Annotated in this window: 18 protein-coding genes; 9 read left to right on the top strand and 9 right to left on the bottom strand. The window is 46.0% G+C overall.

Annotated features, from left to right (window positions below; genetic code table 11):
• The first annotated feature begins 7 nt into the window (after nt 1–7).
• The 4 genes from FD12_RS12025 (at nt 8) to FD12_RS12010 (ending at nt 3,699) form a co-directional block, all read left to right on the top strand.
• The gene (locus FD12_RS12025) at nt 8–1,177 is read left to right on the top strand and encodes a sensor histidine kinase (RefSeq protein WP_054746824.1); all 1,170 of its coding nucleotides are present in this window, start codon (nt 8–10) and stop codon (nt 1,175–1,177) included.
• Between the two features lie 11 nt (nt 1,178–1,188).
• A complete protein-coding gene (locus FD12_RS12020) occupies nt 1,189–2,451 on the top strand; it encodes a D-alanyl-D-alanine carboxypeptidase family protein (RefSeq protein ID WP_056983316.1) in 1,263 nt (420 codons plus the stop codon).
• 123 nt (nt 2,452–2,574) lie between these two features.
• The gene (locus tag FD12_RS12015) at nt 2,575–3,354 is read left to right on the top strand and encodes an AzlC family ABC transporter permease (RefSeq protein ID WP_054746822.1); all 780 of its coding nucleotides are present in this window, start codon (nt 2,575–2,577) and stop codon (nt 3,352–3,354) included.
• A gap of 12 nt (nt 3,355–3,366) precedes the next feature.
• Nucleotides 3,367–3,699, top strand: a complete 333-nt coding sequence (locus tag FD12_RS12010) for an AzlD domain-containing protein (protein ID WP_056983315.1) — start codon at nt 3,367–3,369, stop codon at nt 3,697–3,699.
• A 213-nt stretch (nt 3,700–3,912) separates the two neighbouring features.
• On the opposite strand, the gene FD12_RS12005 is transcribed toward FD12_RS12010, so the two are convergent.
• From FD12_RS12005 to FD12_RS11965, 8 genes are all read right to left on the bottom strand, one after another.
• On the bottom strand, nt 3,913–5,145 hold the full coding sequence (locus FD12_RS12005) for an NRAMP family divalent metal transporter (RefSeq protein WP_056983314.1): 1,233 nt from the start codon (nt 5,143–5,145) through the stop codon (nt 3,913–3,915).
• Between the two features lie 18 nt (nt 5,146–5,163).
• Nucleotides 5,164–5,913 carry a LamB/YcsF family protein gene (locus tag FD12_RS12000; protein WP_054746818.1) on the bottom strand — a complete coding sequence of 250 codons (750 nt, stop codon included), beginning with the start codon at nt 5,911–5,913 and terminating at the stop codon, nt 5,164–5,166.
• A 27-nt stretch (nt 5,914–5,940) separates the two neighbouring features.
• Complete coding sequence (locus FD12_RS11995; RefSeq protein ID WP_186825943.1) at nt 5,941–6,732, bottom strand: putative hydro-lyase; 792 nt, start codon at nt 6,730–6,732, stop codon at nt 5,941–5,943.
• The gene (locus FD12_RS11990) at nt 6,722–8,101 is read right to left on the bottom strand and encodes an acetyl-CoA carboxylase biotin carboxylase subunit (RefSeq protein WP_054746815.1); all 1,380 of its coding nucleotides are present in this window, start codon (nt 8,099–8,101) and stop codon (nt 6,722–6,724) included. Before FD12_RS11990 ends, FD12_RS11995 begins: the two co-directional genes overlap by 11 nt.
• Complete coding sequence (locus FD12_RS11985; RefSeq protein ID WP_054746813.1) at nt 8,076–8,474, bottom strand: acetyl-CoA carboxylase biotin carboxyl carrier protein; 399 nt, start codon at nt 8,472–8,474, stop codon at nt 8,076–8,078. The genes FD12_RS11990 and FD12_RS11985 overlap by 26 nt, the downstream gene beginning before the upstream one ends.
• Nucleotides 8,475–8,762: 288 nt before the next feature.
• Nucleotides 8,763–9,815, bottom strand: a complete 1,053-nt coding sequence (locus tag FD12_RS11975; protein ID WP_054746809.1) for a 5-oxoprolinase subunit C family protein — start codon at nt 9,813–9,815, stop codon at nt 8,763–8,765.
• Nucleotides 9,808–10,533 carry a 5-oxoprolinase subunit PxpB gene (gene pxpB / locus FD12_RS11970; protein ID WP_056983313.1) on the bottom strand — a complete coding sequence of 242 codons (726 nt, stop codon included), beginning with the start codon at nt 10,531–10,533 and terminating at the stop codon, nt 9,808–9,810. Before pxpB ends, FD12_RS11975 begins: the two co-directional genes overlap by 8 nt.
• A gap of 192 nt (nt 10,534–10,725) precedes the next feature.
• The gene (locus FD12_RS11965; RefSeq protein ID WP_054746807.1) at nt 10,726–11,106 is read right to left on the bottom strand and encodes a DUF1694 domain-containing protein; all 381 of its coding nucleotides are present in this window, start codon (nt 11,104–11,106) and stop codon (nt 10,726–10,728) included.
• A 341-nt stretch (nt 11,107–11,447) separates the two neighbouring features.
• Between FD12_RS11965 and FD12_RS11960 the strand changes: the two genes are divergently transcribed.
• The 5 genes from FD12_RS11960 (at nt 11,448) to FD12_RS11940 (ending at nt 17,368) form a co-directional block, all read left to right on the top strand.
• The gene (locus FD12_RS11960) at nt 11,448–12,356 is read left to right on the top strand and encodes a hypothetical protein (RefSeq protein WP_054746805.1); all 909 of its coding nucleotides are present in this window, start codon (nt 11,448–11,450) and stop codon (nt 12,354–12,356) included.
• Between the two features lie 557 nt (nt 12,357–12,913).
• On the top strand, nt 12,914–13,912 hold the full coding sequence (locus FD12_RS11955; RefSeq protein WP_082622264.1) for an AI-2E family transporter: 999 nt from the start codon (nt 12,914–12,916) through the stop codon (nt 13,910–13,912).
• 60 nt (nt 13,913–13,972) lie between these two features.
• On the top strand, nt 13,973–14,662 hold the full coding sequence (locus tag FD12_RS11950; RefSeq protein ID WP_054746803.1) for a 2,3-diphosphoglycerate-dependent phosphoglycerate mutase: 690 nt from the start codon (nt 13,973–13,975) through the stop codon (nt 14,660–14,662).
• 162 nt (nt 14,663–14,824) lie between these two features.
• The gene (locus FD12_RS14420; protein ID WP_371862795.1) at nt 14,825–16,231 is read left to right on the top strand and encodes a DUF5776 domain-containing protein; all 1,407 of its coding nucleotides are present in this window, start codon (nt 14,825–14,827) and stop codon (nt 16,229–16,231) included.
• A 129-nt stretch (nt 16,232–16,360) separates the two neighbouring features.
• Entirely contained in the window at nt 16,361–17,368 is a 1,008-nt protein-coding gene (locus tag FD12_RS11940) for a LacI family DNA-binding transcriptional regulator (protein WP_054746799.1), read from the top strand.
• On the opposite strand, the gene FD12_RS11935 is transcribed toward FD12_RS11940, so the two are convergent.
• A complete protein-coding gene (locus FD12_RS11935; RefSeq protein WP_056983310.1) occupies nt 17,343–19,553 on the bottom strand; it encodes an alpha-galactosidase in 2,211 nt (736 codons plus the stop codon). The genes FD12_RS11940 and FD12_RS11935 overlap by 26 nt on opposite strands.
• Nucleotides 19,554–19,839 lie beyond the last annotated feature (286 nt).

The following is a 19,839-nucleotide window of genomic DNA, read 5'->3' as shown; positions in this document are numbered from 1 at the left end:
GATTATATTGAAGCTAACCGGCCGTGAGAAAACTGAATTATTTTTGGAAGGGATCGTAACGGTCATTCTCCTTCTGTTATTAAACTTGTCGATTGTGATTTTGATTAATGAATCTATCATGACCAATCCTGGCCTGCGGGACGGGATTTTTATCATTAAACGATCGATTTTAATTGGCCCCAATCACTATCATCTCTGGAGCTGGGAGAACATTTTCATCGCGCTGATGCTGGTGTTTGACGCGGCCGTTGTATACTGGCGATTGATTCGGCGCTACCATCAAATGCAGTTGCGCCATATCATTACCGAGCTTCATTACATTGCCAACGGTCATCTGGACCATCGGATTAATTTTAAATTCAAAGACAACACCCAATCAGTTGTTGAAAGCATTAACGCCCTGGTTGATAGTGTTATCCACTCGATGGACGAGGAGCGGGCAATTGAGAGTTCTAAAGATGAGCTGATCACCAATGTCAGCCATGATTTGCGCACGCCGTTAACTTCGATTTTGGGGTATCTTGGCTTGATTCAAGATAAGCAGTACCACAGTGAAGAGGACTTGCTCAAGTATACTGAGATTGCTTATCTGAAAGCCAAACAAATGAAGTCCTTGGTGGATAATTTATTTGAGTATACCAAAGTCAAACAGACTGGGACGCCACTATCGATCAACAAGATTGACCTTAACCAGATGATGGAGCAACTGGTCGCCAGCTTTGAGCTGGAAGCCAAAAAGAGCGGCTTGGCGATTTCTGCCAAAAATACTGAGAAGCCTCTCTACATCGAAGCGGATGCCGAAAAGCTGGGGCGGGTCTTTAACAACCTGATTTCAAATGCGATTAAGTACGGCAAGGGTGGCCGCAACATCTTTTTGAGTGCCAGAATCGGCAAACCCGGTGAAGCGGTCATTGATGTTGCCAACGACGGGCCACAAATTCCCCAGAAGTCGCTTGACCAAATTTTTGAGCGATTTTATCGAGTTGAAGAGTCCAGAAACAAAGATACCGGTGGCTCTGGCCTGGGCTTGGCGATTGCGCAGAGCATCATTGATCTGCACGGCGGCTATATTAATGTGACTTCGAGCCCTGAAATTACAACGTTTGCGATTCACGTTCCGATCAATCATGGTGATCATCTTTCAAAGCCCAGTGACAAATTAAAAGGAACGCGGTAGAAGGGATGAAAATGAACTTACGATTTAAAGCGATCATTGCCTTAATAGGCACTTTTTTGCTGTCTGCAGGATTTGCGACCAGCGTTCAAGCGAGCTCCGTCACTGATCAACCGGTGATTGCTGCCAAAGCCGCGATTGCCGTTGATGCCAGAACCGGACAGATCTTGTATCAGAAAAACGCCAACCAAGCGCTGCCGATTGCCTCAGTATCCAAGCTGATGACCATTTACATTGTTCATCAGCAAATCAAACAGAAGAAGTTAGCCTGGGATGACCAGGTAACCATTTCACCAGCGATTGCTAAATTGAGCACCGCTAGTGGCCTGACCAATGTGCCGTTGACTGCTGGCAAGTCATACTCTGTGCGTCAGTTGGTTAATGCAACGTTGGTGGCCTCGGCTAATGCAGCTGCGTTGGCGTTGGGCCAAAAAGTCGCCGGAACGCCGGTGAAATTTGCAAAATTGATGACTCAAACTGCCAAGCAGATCGGAATCAAGGATGCCAAATTTTATAATGCCTCCGGGCTGACCAACAAGCTCACTGGTGGGCTGGCCTTGGCAAACGTGAGCGGAGATGCCGAAAATGAGCTGTCCGCCAGCGATGTTGCCTTATTAGCCAGCAAACTAATGAAGACTTTTCCGAGGGTGACTGAGATTACCAAGAAGACGGCCTCGACTTTTTATGGCACAGCAATTACCGGCCACAACCAGCTGCTTAACGATCACCAAATTGCCAAGGGCGTTGTGGTGGACGGCTTAAAGACTGGGACGTCCGATAAAGCCGGTGCCTGTTTTGTGGGATCGGCCACCCGCAAGCATCACCGAATTATTACGGTGGTTCTTGGTAGTCGTAACAAGAGCGCAACCGATCCGGCAAGATTTATTCAAACGGCTAAGTTAATGCGGTACGTATTCACCAAACAGCATCCCATTACATTAAGCAAAGGAAGCCAAATTAAAGGTGTTGACAAGGCAACGGTTCCGGATGGAAAACAGGTCGATGTTCAACCGGTTGTCAAGAAGACAACGTGGGTATGGGCGCCGAAAAATGTTTCCAAGCAGCAAGTTCAGGGGAAATATGTCCACCTGAATCAAAAAATTGCTGCCCCGGCCAAAAAGGGCACAGCTGCAGGCAAGACTCAGCTGACTTACAAGCAAGGTCTACCGAAATATTTGCAAACCGAAGATTCTGAAGTTCAATTGGTCACCAACCAATCGATAAAAAAAGCCAACCCGTTCATTCTCCTATGGCGCGCGATTTTGCGACTGTTTTAGCAAAACATTTGGTTAAAAGTGTTTATTAATTTGGTGATATCCAATATAATTGTATCTGGATTGTGTTTACATGATTTTTACACGGGCTTACAGTCCTGATTGCTTAATGATGGAGGAATCCTTTTGGGTAAAGACATAGCGAAATCTAGAGAGAAGCTTCCATATTGGCGTCGAATCCTTGATGCTTCGCTACCGGTAGATTTGAGTTACATTCCAATCGGCTTGGCGTGTGGAATTTTGCTGAACGCTTCTGGATTCAACGTGTGGACAACTTTAATGGTTTCAGTAATGGTGTTCTCAGGCGGGGCGCAATTTTTGATTGCGTCACTGCTGGCAACGAGTGCACCAATGTATTCAGTTATTTTGATGATGTTTTTCCTTGAGCTGCGTTATGCCTTGCTGGGATCGAGCCTTTCCAAGTATTTGCATGGCCAGTCGCTTGGATTTACCGCTTTATTTGCGGCTTCAATGAATGATGAAAACTACGCACTTAATTATTTAAAATTTTCAACGGATAAGAAGTTTACGCCCAGGGAAGCCTTACACGTCGAACATATGACGTTGGTGTTTTGGACTATTAGTAATCTGATTGGCAGTCTGATTGGCAGTGCGATCCACATCGATTTAACCATTGTGCACTTTGCGCTAACAGCATTATTCCTTTATATGATCGTTGTTCAACTCAAAAATGGGTTGATTATTCTGATCTGCATTCTATCAGGGTTCTTGGCCGCTTACTTCATGGTGCTGACCAAATCAACTCTTGGCCTGGTTATTTCAACCCTGGTCGCTTCGTTTATTGGATTTATGGCAGAAGCATCGATCAGAAAATATTTTCCGAACAGTGGCCTGCTGCGGCATATTAAGAACCCGGCCGGATCGCCTGAAGACGTTGATGAGTAGGAGTTAGAGCGTATGGAATGGAACACGACACAACATGTTTGGTTGGTATTAGGGTGTTTTTGTGTGGCTTTTGCGCCGCGACTAATTCCCCTACTATTTTTTCGTACCCGAAAAATTCCCGTTTGGTTTAACGAATGGATGAGATATGTCCCAGTTTCACTATTTACTGCTTTAGTTGTGAAAGATATCTTTATCACTCCGGACTACGTAGTTTCAATCGCTGGTCGGGCCCCAGAAATGATTGCGGCGGTTATCGTGATTGGAATTGCTTATTGGACGCGTTCAATGGCTATTTCGGTTGTGCTTGGATTGGGCGCCGTATTTTTGCTGGCGATGGTCGTGTGAGAATTTGACGAAATAAGTTACATAGATCAATCAATAAATAAGCCTGTGTCTTTACTCAGTTGGAATTCAATTGAGTGAAGGCACAGGCTTATTTGATTTTTCAAAGTGGAGGCTGGGACATATATTAATGTCCAATCGATGATCATTCACTTAGATTGCCGTAGCTACTTGGATAAAAGCTGCGCCAAACGGCCGATCCCAGTCTCGTGAAAATTAATTGCCGATTCCAAACAATCCCAGAATCGTTCTGAAGCCAGCGTATGCCATGAAAGCAACTACGATCCAGCCAGTCCACGTCAACCATGCCGGATGATGATATTTCACCCCCATGATTGGTTGTCGGTGCGAAGCCAGCAGCAGGATTGCCAAGGCGATTGGCAACACAAATCCGTTGAGGGCCCCCACAACAACCAAGACTTTGGCTGGGCTGCCGATGAAGTAGAAGATGGCAGTTGAAACAATGATGAAGCCAATGATGAAGCTACTTCGGTAACGTTTGAACATCACTCCGGCCCGATCACTCACCGCGTAATCCAAGAACGATGTGGAAGTGAAGGTGGAGCCTAAAGTTGATGACATCCCGGAAGCAAATAACAGCAGGCCAAAGAATTTATAGCCAAAGTTACCAGCTGCGTACTTGAAGATTGAAGCCGCCGGGTTGGTTGGATATAGTTTATAACCTGCGGTAACCACTGCAAGGCCAGCGAGAAACAGCATTACCCGAATGACCGAGGCAATTCCAATTCCAGTCAGGGCACCTTCGTTGACATATTTAATGGCGCCAGGACCCTTCGCGCCACCTTCAAGCAATCGATGACCACCCGAGAATGAAATATAACCACCAACGGTTCCACCAACGATCGTTACGATGGAGTAAAAGTTGACGTTTGACGGATCAAATGCATGCGCTGCAGCGGTGCCATATGGAACGGTCATCACTGATAGAATATAGAGCAAAATACCAATTTTGATAACAGCGAGAATCTGGACAGTGATGTCCATGGCTTTTAACGCATTTTTGATAATCAACACAATGATGGCGATTGCCGCAGCGATCAAGGCACCGTTTTCCGGTGAGATCCCAAACAACACGTTGAGGCCTAAGCCAGCACCACCGATATTGCCGATGTTAAAGAACAAGCCACCCATCGCCACCAGGAAGGAGAGGACGTATCCCAAACCTGGAAACACCTCATTGGCAATCACTTGGGCTCGTTTTCCTGAAACGATAATAATTCGCCAGATGTTTAACTGAACGACGATGTCAACAATAATACAAATCAGAATTGCAAATCCAAAGTTGGCACCCAACTGGCCGGTAAACGTGGCGGTCTGGGTTAAGAATCCAGGACCAACGGCGGCCATCGCCATTAAGAAGGCGGCACCTAACGCAGCACTCCGTAGTCGTTTGTTCTTTGCGGGTGTTTCAATTTGAGGCTCTTTCATAAGCATCTTCCTTTCGAATTAACGGGTCTTAATGGCAATTCCTTCTTGTTTCAATGCTTGAGTTAAATGCTTTACGATTTCAAGAGCCGCACTGTTGTCACCGTGGACACAGATGGAGTCGACCTTGATTGGCACGGTTTCTCCAGTCACCGCGACAACGGATTGGGTCTTGATCATTGAGATGGTTCGTTTGGCAATTTCATCGGGATCGTGCAACACGGCGTTATCCTGACTTCGTGGAACTAAGCTGCCGTCTGCTTGATAGTTTCGGTCGGCAAAGACTTCTTGCGCAACGGGAAGGCCGAGATTCTGAGCGGCAGTAACCAAGGCACTGTTGGAAAGGGCATAGACCATCAAATGAGGATCTTCAGCCTTGATCCCCTGACAAATGGCAGTGGCCAGTGCCAGGTCTTTACCAGCGGCGTTGTAAAGTGCCCCATGAGGCTTGACGTGATGCAGTCGGTGGGTCTTTGTGAAGCCGGCCAGTGCGGCAATTTGGTAGGTCACCATGTGGGTTACCGCCGCGGCGGAAAGATCCATTTTCCTGCGGCCAAAGCCATCAAGGTCAGGGAAACCAGGATGGGCACCGACGCCGATCCCCGCTTTCTCAGCCATTTCAACTGTTTGATACATCACGTCAGGATCGCCAGCGTGAAAGCCACAGGCAATGTTAGCTGAACTAATGAGTGGAATCACCTGGTCGTCGTTGCCTAAATGGTAGCGGCCGTAACTTTCACCGAGATCACTATTGAGATCAATTGTTGTCATTGGAAATTCCTCCTTGGAAAAGCTGTCCTAGTATTTTAATGTTGCATTGACAACGTCGGTCACCAGCATGTGGCCCGGCGCGTGGGTAATGACCAGCGGCGGCTTGGTCTGCATAATTACGTTTTGCGGTGTGACCCCACATGGCCAGAAAACAGGTTGTTCGCCAGCTTTAATTGTCACCGGATCGCCATAATCGGGATGCGCCAGATCAGAAATGCCAATGGTTTCGGGATCACCGATTTGGATTGGCGCACCGTGAACTTTTGGCATTGCGCCGGTTACCTGGACCGCTGTTGGAATTTGAGCTTCTGGGATGGGACGCATGCTGACGACCATGTTGCCGTGGAATGGCCCAGCGGATTTTAGCGGAATGTTCGTGTTAAACATTGGCACATTCACTTTCTCGGTGATGTTTCGAACTTCAATCCCGGCAGCGAGTAACTCAGATTCAAATGAGAAGCTGCAGCCAATGATGAAGCTGACAAAATCATTCTGCCAAATGTCTGCAACCGATGTGACTTCGGCATCGACTTTGCCATCGCGGTAAATCCGGTATTTTGGAAAATCGTTGGCCAAATCAATGTCGTCGGCGAATTCGTGTAGCTTGCGGCTTCCCGTATCGCTCACTTCAAGCACCGGACAGGGGCGGGGATTTCGTTGCGTAAATAGTAGGAAATCATACGCGAGATCTTTGGGAAGAATCGCCAGGTTTGCCTGGGTATAGCCTGGGCACAAGCCGCTTGTCTGCCCGGAAAAGTCACCACTGCGAATTAAATGCCGTAGTTCAACTGGAGATAGAGTTGTCATATCAGTCGTCATAAGAATCTTCCTCCTTCTCAGCCAGTTGTTTATCGAGCCAGTTGACGTCGGTTTTCTCCTCAATCAAGTCTGGTTCGGCCAACAACTGGGATAGCATTTCCAGATTGGTCGAAATGCCGGCAATAACTGTTTCATCGATCATCGTTCTCATTTCATTTAAGACAACGTTGCGATTGGGGCCGAAAACAATCAGTTTGGCGATCATGGCGTCGTAGTTCGGGGGCACCGTATAACCCTGATAAAGGGCGGTGTCAACGCGGACACCCAGTCCACCAGGTAAATGTAAGCCAGTGATGGTTCCCGGCGTCAGCGCCGTGATTCGGCACTCCAGGGCATAGTTGGAAACGGTTGGTCGGCTGTCAACCAACGTTTCACCAGCGGCGACCCGAAATTGGGCATCAATGAGATCCAAGCCGGTGGTTTGTTCAGTAATTGGATGTTCAACCTGAATCCGGGTGTTCATTTCCATGAAGTAAAATGCACCAGGGCCGTTGTAAAGAAACTCAACGGTACCAACGCCTTCATAATGAATCTTGGAAACGGCCTGTTCGCTGGTGGAAAACATTTGTTGGCGGGTGGCGTCGTCTAAAGCCGGTGCTGGGGCTTCTTCCATGACCTTCTGGTGGTTGGCTTGAATCGTACAATCCCGCTCGCCGATTGCCAGCACCTTGCCAGCTTGATCGGCAATCAACTGAATTTCAATGTGCCGGGGGTGCGTTAGGTATTGCTCAAGATACATATGGTCGTCATCGAACGCTGACCTGGCTTCATCTTGGCAGAGCTCAAACGTGCTTTCGAATTGCTCAGGATATTCCACAACTCGCATCCCCTTGCCGCCACCGCCAGCGCTTGCTTTAATCATGATTGGAAAGCCGATCTTTTTAGCTTCAGTCAAAGCTTCCTTTGAATCGGTCAGGACGGTTGGACTGCCCTTTACGAGGGGCATGCCGGCCTGCTTCATCGTTTCTCTGGCCTGTTCCTTATTGCCCAGCAATGAAACTGCATCGGCGTTTGGCCCGATAAAAATCAGATTGTTTTCTTCACAGGCGCGGGCAAAATCGGCGTTTTCTGAAAGAAAGCCATAACCTGGGTGAATGGCATCCGCGCCGGTTAATTGCGCGGCGGTGATAATGTTATTGATATTTAAATAACTGTTGGCAGCATTGGCTGGGCCGATACAGATAGCTGAATCAGCTAGTTTGGTATGCAGCGCGTTTCTGTCAGCTGTGGAATAGATTGCAACCGTCTGCAGTCCCAACTGGCGGCAGGCGCGAATAATCCGCACGGCAATTTCACCGCGGTTGGCAACCAGGACCTTATGAAATGGCCATTGTTCAATTGGTTTATGCGAGTTGAATAAGTGGTTCATCGAACTCAACTCCTTGGCCGTCCGTGGCAAGAATTTGGGTAACGGTTCCCGCCTTGTCGGCTTTGATTTCATTCATCACTTTCATTGCTTCAATAATGCCAATCGTGTCACCGATCTCGATATGATCGCCAATCGAAACAAATGGCGGGTCGTCAGGGGACTTGGATGAATAAAAGGTCCCGATGGTCGTGGCATTGATGGTGTTTTGTTCGTCAGAGACGGCCGGTTCAGGAGCCGCAGGAGATGATGGCGCTGCTGGCTGGGTAAGCGCCCGCTTCAGCTTCAACCGGTCGTTTCCTGATTGGTACGTTAACTCAGATAACTGATTCTCTTTTAAAATCTTTGCTAATTCACGAACCGTTTCGATGTTCATGATGGCACCTCCTTCAATAAGTGAGCGGATCCAAGCGGTTAAAGATCGGAGAGTAAGTCTCCTTGAACAGAAATTCCGGGTTTGGGAATTTTTGTTCAAGGTGCTTACGCGCAGATCTTTGCTTGGAGGAGCTGTCCTAAAAATAAGTGAGCGGATCCAAGCGGGAATAATCGGAAGATAAGTCTCCTTTGGCAAAAATCCCTGGTTTTGGGGATTTTTGCCGAAGATGCTTATATGCAGATTATTGCTTGGAGGAGCTGTCCTCAACAAGCGTTTGAAACAAAGCGGTTACCCCTTAGAAAAACCGCCCTCAAACAATCCACGAATCCGTTGCGCGGCTGATCGATTGATTCCGATCGGAGCTTGGTAACGTTGCTCAATAAATTCGGCTTTCAGTCGCTGCAGTAACTCGGTTTGTTTCTGGAGTTCGTCTTCAGCGGTTTTCAAGTCGGTTAATTGAAATTGGATCAGTTGGTGATTTTGACACTGAACGATTTTGCCAATGTCAGCGGTTAAGATGGTTGCAATCACTGGATAACCACCAGTCGTCTGTCGATCCGCCAGCAACACAATCGGTTGGCCATTGCTGGTAATTTGAATGCCACCAAAGACCGTGGCTTCGGAAAGCAAGCTCTTAAGACTGGTGGTCAACGGCTTGCCAGCTAACCGGTAACCCATCCGATCGGCTTCAGAGGTGAGCTGGTATTGCTGATGCTGAAGTAATCGTTGATCTGATTTAGAAAATAGCGACCATTGGGGACCCTTCAAGATTCGAATAACCAATGGATTTTGCAACATCGTCTTTGGATCCCGGAAACTTTCCAGGAAGGCCTGGTTAACTCGGCGATGGCCAAAACTTCGGAGCGTTTCCTGGGGTGAGATCGGCAACTGATCACCTGCTTGGAGAGCTCGACCATTGAAGCCGCCGATGCCAATTCGTAGCGTCGTTGAGCGGCTGTCCATCACTTCCGGCACCTGAATGCCGCCCTTGATGGCTAAGTAGCCGTAGCGGCCGGCGTTGGCAGAACCAATGGCCAGCTCATCGTTTTCATGGACTCGAATAGCTTCATTTTCTGGAATTGGTTTGCCATTTAGGGTTGGCGAGAATTGACCGCCGGTGATGGTGATGAACGTGGCAACCCGAAAGATCAATGTTGGTCCGGTTAAGGCAAATTCCAAACAAGCCGTTTTGCCGCGGTTGCCAACCAATAAGTTGGCGAGCCGGTGGGATGCCTGATCCATACTGCCGGAAACAGGGAAACCATCAATTTGGTGACTCACCCGGCCCAAATCCTGAATGGTCGTCTGTAAACCTGGTTGAATCACAGAAAGGTTATGCATTTTCCGTCACCACCTTTACGTGATAATGACCTAGTTCGTCGGCTTGTTTGATAACGTCAAAGGTTTCCTTATCGATGGCTTCAAATTTGATTTCGTCGCCAGCGTGATAGAACGGTTCGGGATTATCCGGCTGGTAAAGGGTGAGCGGCGTTTTGCCAATCAGTCGCCAACCACCTGGCGAGGTGACTGGGTAGAATCCGGTTTGGATACCGGCAATCCCAACGCTGCCAGCTGGAATCTTGACTCGCGGTTTGGACAATCGCGGCATGGCGATCTGGTCGTCAACACTGGCCATGTAGGCAAAACCCGGTAGAAAACCCAGAAAATAAATGAGGTAGGACTTGCCAGTGTGACGTTTGATGACTTCGTCGGTCGAAATACCTGCGTAATCGGCAACGTCTGACAAATCTGGTCCATAGGGATCTTCATAGCACACTGGGATGATTAAGGTTCGTTTAGGAGGTAGCGGCGCAGCTAATTGATCTGCGATAATGCGTTCAAGTTGCTGCTTGAGCTTCCTTGGCGTGATCCTCATTGCGTCAAATGTGACGAGTAAGGTGTGGTAAGCGGGGATGACAGCTTGGACGCCGACCACCTTGTCCGCGGTGATAATTTTGGCGAGTGCCTGCAGCCGTAAATTAATTTCCGGATTGATTTCATTTGGAAATTCGATTGAAATGGCTTGGTCGCCAACCGTTATTAACTGATAGGGTTTCATGATGTAACCTCGATTCAGTGTGTATAATTATTAGAGATTCGGCAATAAAATTAATTAAAAATAATATTAATCTGTGTAAATGTGTTTGTCAAATTCATTTTAATGCATGATAACAGGGAAGTGTTAGTAATTAGATCTCACGAAAATAAAAAAGAAGCCCCAGAAAGGCGACTTCTTAACATGTGTATAAAATTACAATAGAATTCGACGCTTGATTTTTTCCTTGGGGGACGCAATCACCAGTCCAAAGTCATGAGGCCCAGTGTGGGCTTCAACCCGAACACCATTTTGGACCAAAACGGTAAATTGATAATTGTGATCAATTGCCATACCCATGTAATCTTCGACCAAGGTGTCGTCCATTTTGCCGTTCAGATACATCCGATATTCTGGATAATTGGTAATCACTTTGGCGACCATTGCCGTGGTTTCGGGTTGACGCAATTGACTAATCGTTAGGGCAAGGGCAACCCGTTCTCTGAAGTTACCCAGAAATGCCCGCTTTTCATCAGGCTTGAGTTGTGGGTTGCCAAACATGTGCTGTTTAATATAATCTTCGGAATCGTTTGCCATGAGTGGGCTCCTTTCTTAAAATACTATCCCAACTGTAACAAAATTGATGAGAAAATGCATGTGAAGGGTTGGCAAAAATGAATTGATTTAGGCAATTTGGCCAATCAGGCGACTACGGACCTCAATGAACCAGCAGGCTGCATTGAATACGATGCTGTCAATTTCAATACTTCACGTTCAAAAATTGCCTCATTGCTGCATAGTGTACGCTCATTTTTTTAAATCGTCAGCGTCACTTTATATAGGAAAAATCTCTAATCACCTTTGACAAACACTTGAATGTGATCAGGCCATTGATGTTATAATAAATCTGAATAAACTTTAATTAGGAGGGCTTCACTTTGAAAAGATGGATTTGGATTGTAATCACCTTAGTTATCGCGCTTTCGATTGGTGGTTATGCATTTGCCCGACACAGTCAAAATGAAAAGCTTTATACGGACGCAATGCAACGAGGCAGCCTGCAGATTTCTAATAAGAACTATACTGCGGCCGAAACCGCCTATACGAACGCCTTAAAGAGAAAGCCCAATGATGAAAAAGCATCCACGATTTTAAATCAGACCCAGTCGTTTATGTCTGCCAATGATCTGTTCAAAGACCGTGAGTTTGCTAATGCCAAGAGTGGCTATCAATCAGTCGCTAACACTAAGAGCGGCAGCGAATTATTAAAGAACCGGGCCCAGTCCCAGTTGACACTGATTAAAACGATTCAGAGCAACATTAAAAAGTATGATGCTATTTATAATCAGGCGTTAAATGAGACCGGCGAAGGTAAGTACGCTGAGTCAAACAGCACGTTGGATAAGATCTTCTCGGACAAGTCGATTAAACAATCATACTATAAAGATGTTTTGCAAAAGGCTGAAAAACTGCGTGATAAGAATAACAGTGCCTTAAATGGCAGCTCCAGTTCGACTTCAAATGATTTCGAGTCTTCAAACTCAAGCAGTAATAGCAATACAACCAATAATCCGAATGTGGCCCCTAATAAGAATGCCAGTTTGACGTCCTCGGAAAAGAAGGCCGCGGCAAATTATAAGGGTTCAAATGAATATACCGTGACGCCAAGCCAAAAGGAAATCAATGGTAAGGAAATCACGGCAAGCCAAATTGCCAGTGCCAGAAAGCAAATTAGCGCTGCGGGAATTGATTCCAACGCAATGAGTGATCAAGATGTCCGAAATGTCATCAAGGGTGCACATAATAGTAATGAATCGATTGGAAAGTATGTGAAGGCGCACTATTAGAGAGTGTGGAACCAAGCGGTTAGCAATCGGAGCATAAGCACCCTAAACCCAAGCCCAGTTTCTTCGGGCTTGGGTTTAGGGTGCTTATGTGCAGATTGCTGCTTGGTGGAACACATTTCGGCTATGTATAAGCGACGGGCTGTCCCTGGTTTCGGGGCTTGCGATAAAGGTGCTTATGCGCAGACCCCTGTTTTGTGGAGCACCATTCGGCTATGTAGCCTTAAAACATAATCACTGTTAAAGGGTGCTTATGTGCAGATTGCTGCTTGGTGGAACACATTTCAGCTATGTGCTCGAGAAACACATCCCGAATTTCACCAACCAAATAAAAATCACAACAAATCTCAGAAGTGCTCAAAACTGTCACTTCTGAGATTTTCCGTTTAAGGCAAAGTTATGCAAGTCTTGACTAAATAAAACTTGTCTAACCAGACTGGGACAATGTATCATTGAGGCACGAATAAAAATCGATCACATGACATGTGAGGGGAGTTGGTTGTTTGACGGCGTGGTCCAAATTTATTAATAACGTAGCACTACGAAGATTCACCGTTTTGATGTTCGTTATTTTTGTCCTTTACGTGACCAGAAGCATGATGAGTACGGTTCTACTGACGTTTATTTTTTGCTTGTTGGTTGTCAAATTAACTAACAAGATTCGCCAGTACATCAAGATTCCTGCCCCGTTGATTGTGACGGCGTTATACCTGTTGGTGATCCTGGCCTTGTATTATGGCATTACCATCTATATTCCTAAGATTGCGGAACAGGCGATCAATGCCACCCAAGACATTATCAACTTCTATTCAAATCCCCAAAATGTACCCGACGACACGACGATTCGGTGGTTCAATGAGTTGGTGAAGCAAAGTAATATTATGTCACAGATGAAAAATGGGGTCGGCCTCATTTGGAAATACATCACGGGTGTTGGAACGATGGGACTCACGTTCTTCCTATCCATGATCCTGAGTTTCTTTTTCACCGTTGAAAAGCGGACGATGGACAAATTTTCGCTGTTGTTCTTAGAGAGCGACTTTGGTTGGTTCTTCCAAGACCTTTACTTCTTTGGTAAAAAGTTTGTGTCGACCTTTGGCGTTGTCATTGAAGCTCAATTCTTCATCGCAATCTGCAACACAATTTTGACCACGATCGCCATGGCGTTCATGCACTTGCCGCAGTTGGCAGTCTTGGCACTGATGGTGTTCATCTTAAGTTTGATCCCAGTTGCCGGGGTGATCATTTCCTTCATCCCATTATCACTTGTCGGCTACTCCGTTGGCGGCTTTCAAGATGTCTTCTACCTCATTATTACGATTGTCATCGTCCACGCCTTTGAAGCCTACGTGCTCAATCCGAATTTTATGGCCTCCAAGACCAATCTGCCAATCTTTTATACCTTTGTTGTCCTCCTGGTTGGCGAACACTTCTTTGGCATCTGGGGCCTGATCTGTGGGGTACCGATCTTTACGTTCTTCTTGGATATTTTAGGTGTGAAACGCCACGATGAACCGGTAGCGGTCGCTGCGGATAAAAATGCCGCCAAAAAAGGCTGAAAAATTATTTCATTTGGTGTAAAATCAACTGATAGACAAATAGAGAAAGAGGTAATGATATTGGCAAAACTTGTTTTAATTCGTCATGGTCAAAGTGAATGGAATTTATCTAACCAATTTACTGGTTGGGTTGACGTTGATTTAAGTGAGGAAGGCGTTAAGCAAGCGATCAACGCTGGTAAGTTAATCAAACAGGCCGGCATCGAATTTGATTTTGCGTTTACTTCAGTATTAACTCGGGCAATCAAGACGTTGCATTATGTTTTGGAATACTCAGATCAACTTTGGATTCCAGAAGTTAAATCATGGCGTTTAAACGAGCGTCACTATGGTGCATTGCAAGGCCATAACAAGAAGAAGGCTGCTGAAAAGTACGGTGATGAACAAGTTCATATCTGGCGTCGTTCATATGATGTTTTGCCACCCCTTTTGAAAGCCGACGATGAAGGTTCAGCTGTTCATGACCGTCGCTACGCAAACTTGGATCCCCACATTATTCCTGGTGGTGAAAACCTCAAGGTAACCCTTGAACGAGTAATGCCATTCTGGGAAGACCAAATTGCCCCTAAGTTATTGGATGGCAAGAACGTTGTCATTGCTGCTCATGGTAACTCATTGCGAGCACTTTCTAAGTACATCGAAAACATTTCCGATGAAGATATCATGAATTTGGAAATGGCAACTGGCGAACCAGTTGTTTATGATTTTGATGATAAGTTGAATGTATTGAATAAGTCCAAGTTGGACTAATCATTCAAAGTTAGCTAAATCAAGTTTTTAGAGCCAATCTATCTTAGGTTGGTTCTTTTCTTTGCCAGGGATTATTAAATTTGACTTTGAACAATAATTCACATACACTAAAAATGAATATGATTGATTACGTTTTCATTATCATGATTGGAGGGGGAAATAATGATAAAGAATCGGATAAAGAGGATCATGATGGCGTGTTTTTTGGGTCTAGCCACTGCCCTAATATTGTTAGCTGGCGGTCAGTTTCATAATGCGCAAGCTGACGATCCACCAACCGAGATTACAACAAAGGTTTATGTGGTTGATACCAAGGGTAATCAGCTAAAAGCGCCAGAGCAATTTACGGTTACGGCTACTAATTCTAATGTAAACTGTGTTAACGTAAGTGTTCCAGGTTATAATCCAGTGGAGACGGCTTCTTCAGTTAAGTTCGGGATAGATCCGGCGTTTCAAACGATGATAGGGTCTTCGAGTAGAATCATGTCGTTGGATGTTCCCAATAAGCGGGTAGTTGTAACGGATCAACCAGTTGATCCCGATGCTGCTCCTAAAATCGAGTATATGGATATGGCATTTTTAAATGCTTTGGTGAGTCACGAAATGATGCAGCCATTTAACACAATTTCTGAAGGCTTTGTCAATCTTCTTGAAGGCATGAAAGCGGGAATTTCATTTAATGGGGCACCACAACTAAGCATGCAATTTTACGGTCAATTGGCACCGTCATCCATCACGGTTATTTATAAATACCAACCGGCTTCAGCAACCGTTAACTATGTGAATGATAAAGCTAATGGTGCGATTGTAACTACTGATTCATTTGATGGCTTTGTTGCCAAAACTGGTGAGTACACACCGGTAGCACCTGCAGGCTATCAGTTAGTTGATCCAAAGCCAATTGCTTATACATTAGCCAAAGACACAAACAATTTAACCGTCCACGTTGTGCCTAAAACAGCGCCGGTTGTGCCGTCAGGTCCAAGTGATAATCCGGTACCAGCAAAGCAAGAATCAAGTACAACGCCAACAGTTCCAACCCCTAGCAAACAGCCAACTGTGACTGAACAGCCAGCTGTTCCCAATTATGCTGCTGTGAAGGGTGCCGCCGTGTACGCAACTAAGGGAATCTATCTCTATAAGACTGCTAATTTTAAGAACAGCCAACGAATCGCCAAATATCCTAAAGTTAAGCGAGTTAACCGACCAATGTTTGTCGTTGTGAATTACGCTCGTTCAACGAATGGTACGCTTCGTTACAAAGTTCGCGATGTGAACCATGGCAGCAAGACCGCCGGCAAAGTTGGTTATATTACTGCCAACCGCAAGTACGTTGTGCCAGTTTACTACCAGACAATGCCTAAAAATGACAAGATGACGGTTATTAACAAAAAGGGCGTGAATGCCTACAAGCAGGTGAACTTGACTCACAAGATTACCAATTACAAGAAGGGCACTCGCCTGACCGTTAAAAAGATTGTGAAGCACAACTTGACAACCCGTTACCAGCTGGCAAACGGCAATTACATTACCGGCAATAAGAAATTAGTGATTCAAGGAAATTATTAGATACAGTTAAAAGTGTTCGGGTCAAACCGGGCACTTTTTTTGTTTCCTGCGAATAATCTGCCATTCGTCTGATATACTTTATAAGTAAACAAACTGTCAGTTCAAAAAGAAGTACTAAGGAGTCCCATCATGATTAACATTCGTCAATTAGCCAAGCTCGCCCAAGTATCTCCCGGCGTTGTTTCTCGGGTTCTAAGTGAGGACCCCAGTCTCTCAATTTCGCCGGAAACCCGGCAGCGGGTGCTTGACATGATTAAAAAATACAATTATCAACCGACGAGGCGCAACGGCCGCAAGTGGGTTCATTCGTTATGCGTTATTACCACCTTGAGCGAAGAAGAGGAGGTCAATGACACATACTTCCGGGTGATGATGCAGGGAATTTCTCAAGCGGCCGCTGAAGCGCACTACAAGGTTAAGACAATTTACCGTTTACCCGAAGCCCCAGAGATGAATGATTTACCCAAATATGCCGGCCTGGTGCTAGTGGGGGCCATTGAGGATCAGGTTATTGAAAAGCTGCGTGGGGAGAATGAACATTTGGTGCTCGCCGACAACCAAATTAGTGAACTCGTCGCCAACCAGGTTAGTCCCAATTTAGCTGGGATGATCACCCAAACCTTAGACCAACTCAACAGTCAAGGCTTAACTCATATTGCATTGATCGGCGGCCGTCTGCGGAGTGTGGGGTTCAATGGTCAGCTCATTCATCAACATGAAGACATTCGGGAGACGCTTTTTAAAGCAACCGTGGCCAAAAATGACGCATTGACTGGCCACACTGAGATAGGGGAATGGACGCCAGCGTTTGGCTATCAAGCCACTCAAAAATTAGTGAGTGATTTTCCGGACGTTCAGGCGATTATTGCCGCATCCGATCCGATTGCGATGGGGGTCATTCGCTGTCTCCATGATTTAAAGGTGGCGGTACCGCAAAAAGTCCAAGTCACCAGTTTCGATGACTTGGACTTTGCGAAGTATTTAGTTCCCAGCTTAACGACGTTTCAAATTCCGACGATGGAGATTGGCACTGAAGCGGTCAGAATTTTGGTTGCGGAGCTTGAGTCCCAACATTCGACCATTCGCCAATTAACCCTTCAAGGGAAATTAATTAATCGTGAGACGGCACTTTTTTGAGTTCAAAGCGGGCGCTGGTAAAGTCGTGACTTGGTTGGCCCATGGGGTAGAAGCCGAGGTTCATTAATTCACTTCCATAGGCGACCTGCCCATCATTGATTTGATATTTGGCGTTTGGATCTAATCCTTGCAGTTTTAATACGGTCAGTGGATAAGAGGGTTGATTCATCAGGTTAAAGAACATGACCACAGCCTTGGATTGATCGGCATCAACAAACATCCAAGCAGCTTGATTATTGTTGAATGGACTGATGAGGCGATAAAAGGTGCCAAATTGGATCAAGTTCCGGTTTGCTTTATACCACTGATTTTCAGCTTTAACAACATCCGCCTGTTCAGGGGTTAGTGTGAACGGATCCAGTTCGTAACCCATGTTAGCGGAGTTGGCGACCATTGACCTGAACTGAATATCGATCGTGCGACCGGTATTTGGATTCGGCACTTTTGACACGTGGGCGCCCATTGAAACCGGTGGGAATACCAAGCTGGTGCCGTATTGAATTTTGAGCCGTTCGGCCGCATCCGTATTGTCGGATGTCCAGATCTGTGGAGTATAGGCGAGCATGCCGGCGTCAAAGCGGCCGCCGCCACCAGAACAGCCTTCAAATAAAATATTCGGGTAGCGGGTCGTTAGCTGATTCATGAAATCATAGACGCCAAGAATATACCGATGGGATGCCTCACCTTGCTGATTGGCTGGCAGGTCAGCATTATACAGTTCGGTGATGTTGCGGTTCATATCCCACTTAATGTAATCAATGTCAGCGTGATCGAGGACGTCACATAGTTGTTTGAAGATGTTATCGCGAATTCCTTTGCGGCCAAAGTCTAGGACGTATTGGTCGCGGCCAAGCGACATCGGCCGGTTGGGGGTGTGAATTGCCCAGTCTGGATGCGCCCGATAGAGGTCGGAGTCGGCAGAGATCATTTCTGGTTCAAACCAGAGGCCAAATTTCATTCCCTGTTGATGAGCTAAGTCTGCCAGGCTTGATAAGCCGTTTGGCAGCTTGTTCTTGTTGACGTACCAGTCCCCCAGTGACGATTTATCATCGTTTCGATGGCCAAACCAACCATCATCTAATACAAATAGTTCAACTCCTAGTTCAGCGGACTTCTTAATAATCCGCTGAATTTTTTCTTCGTCAAAATCAAAGTAGGTGGCTTCCCAGTTGTTAATGAGGATCGGTCGGGGCTGATTGACAAACTTGGAACGGATCAAGTGTCGCTGGATCAGCTGATGGAAATTCTGAGATAAGTCATTGAGACCGTGATCGCTAAAGTTCATCATGACTTCAGGCGTTTGGAAGGATTGGTTTGCTTCAAGCTGCCAATTGAAGTTAAAGTCATTAATGCCCATTTGAATTCGGAGTTGTTCATAAGGATCTTTTTGAATCAGGCTCTTGTGGTTGCCGCTATAAATGAGGCTAAATCCATAAGCCGTGCCGCTTTGTTCATTGATTCCGGGGCTCACCAACGCAAAGAATGGGCTTTGCATGTGACTTGAAGAACTGCGTTTGGAGTCCAATACTTTAATTCCAGCGCTGATTGGTTCGATTTGCAGTTGCCGTTCTTCTGCGTAGCGGCCAGGCAATTGAAGTAATTGGTAATTGTTTTTAGGCAAGTCCAAATTCATGCTGGCTGCCCGTTGAATGTCAATTGGTTGGTCGCCAGTGTTTTCGATCGTCGAACTGCGGGTGATAATCGGTAAGTCGGAAAAGATGGTGTAATGAAGGGTTACCGCGAGTTTGGCGACCTGGTCGTAAAGCTTAATTGAGATTGTTCTGGCCTCACTTTTGCCCGCAAAGGTACTTGGCAGGCCGGGCAAGGTTTCTTTGCCTTCAGTCAATTTGTAATCTTGATAAGTAAAATTGGTGATTGAGGATCCATTTGCTTGATCGATGACAATGGCTGGCTCCCGGAAGTCGCCGGCGCCAAAGCTGGGGTATTCCTGCGGGAGGGTATCAAGGGAATAGTTGCGATCCGTCGCATCCCCAAAATTAGGCGAAAACGAGCGGTCGAGTCGCGGATAGCGCAACGTCCCGGAATAGTCCGGCACCCGTTTGCCAAAGTAGTAGTGGGTAAGGACTTGGTGATCTTCAACTCCGAAGATGTAGCTGATTGTTGAGTTACTTAAATGAAAAATCGGTTGATTATGAATGGTAGTGACCTTGATTTCTGCTGGCATGGTTGAATTCCTCCGCGTTATTTGTTAGTAAACAGTAAACATCTATAAGTGACATTGTAAGCGCTTTTAGCACACCTGTCAACTACCGTCTAAAGCTGAGGGAACCATCAGCTTTTGATGGTGGTTTGTTATTTTTAGTCGAGCGGCCTTATTGGCTAAAACTAAGACTACATAAAGGATCGAATGGATTTTGATAATGGCGAATGATAAAATTCGGACAAGTTAGGCTTGACTTTTGGGTCGGAATTGGCGTATAAGTAAACAGTAAACAAAATTGAAAACGGTT

This window comes from Lentilactobacillus rapi DSM 19907 = JCM 15042 (genome assembly GCF_001436255.1).
Taxonomy (GTDB): Bacteria; Bacillota; Bacilli; order Lactobacillales; family Lactobacillaceae; genus Lentilactobacillus; species Lentilactobacillus rapi.
The sequence above is the reverse complement of the archived record's forward strand: the minus strand, read 5'-3'. Positions and strand labels throughout refer to the sequence as shown.

Coding starts and splice junctions, on each gene's coding strand:
- FD12_RS12020 (WP_056983316.1), top strand. CDS start 1,189: ATGAACTTACGATTTAAAGCGATCATTGCCTTAATAGGCACTTTTTTG.
- FD12_RS12010 (WP_056983315.1), top strand. CDS start 3,367: ATGGAATGGAACACGACACAACATGTTTGGTTGGTATTAGGGTGTTTT.
- FD12_RS12005 (WP_056983314.1), bottom strand. CDS start 5,145: ATGAAAGAGCCTCAAATTGAAACACCCGCAAAGAACAAACGACTACGG.
- FD12_RS12000 (WP_054746818.1), bottom strand. CDS start 5,913: ATGACAACAATTGATCTCAATAGTGATCTCGGTGAAAGTTACGGCCGC.
- FD12_RS11995 (WP_186825943.1), bottom strand. CDS start 6,732: ATGACGACTGATATGACAACTCTATCTCCAGTTGAACTACGGCATTTA.
- FD12_RS11990 (WP_054746815.1), bottom strand. CDS start 8,101: ATGAACCACTTATTCAACTCGCATAAACCAATTGAACAATGGCCATTT.
- FD12_RS11985 (WP_054746813.1), bottom strand. CDS start 8,474: ATGAACATCGAAACGGTTCGTGAATTAGCAAAGATTTTAAAAGAGAAT.
- FD12_RS11975 (WP_054746809.1), bottom strand. CDS start 9,815: ATGCATAACCTTTCTGTGATTCAACCAGGTTTACAGACGACCATTCAG.
- pxpB (WP_056983313.1), bottom strand. CDS start 10,533: ATGAAACCCTATCAGTTAATAACGGTTGGCGACCAAGCCATTTCAATC.
- FD12_RS11965 (WP_054746807.1), bottom strand. CDS start 11,106: ATGGCAAACGATTCCGAAGATTATATTAAACAGCACATGTTTGGCAAC.
- FD12_RS11955 (WP_082622264.1), top strand. CDS start 12,914: ATGTTCGTTATTTTTGTCCTTTACGTGACCAGAAGCATGATGAGTACG.
- FD12_RS14420 (WP_371862795.1), top strand. CDS start 14,825: ATGATAAAGAATCGGATAAAGAGGATCATGATGGCGTGTTTTTTGGGT.
- FD12_RS11940 (WP_054746799.1), top strand. CDS start 16,361: ATGATTAACATTCGTCAATTAGCCAAGCTCGCCCAAGTATCTCCCGGC.
- FD12_RS11935 (WP_056983310.1), bottom strand. CDS start 19,553: ATGCCAGCAGAAATCAAGGTCACTACCATTCATAATCAACCGATTTTT.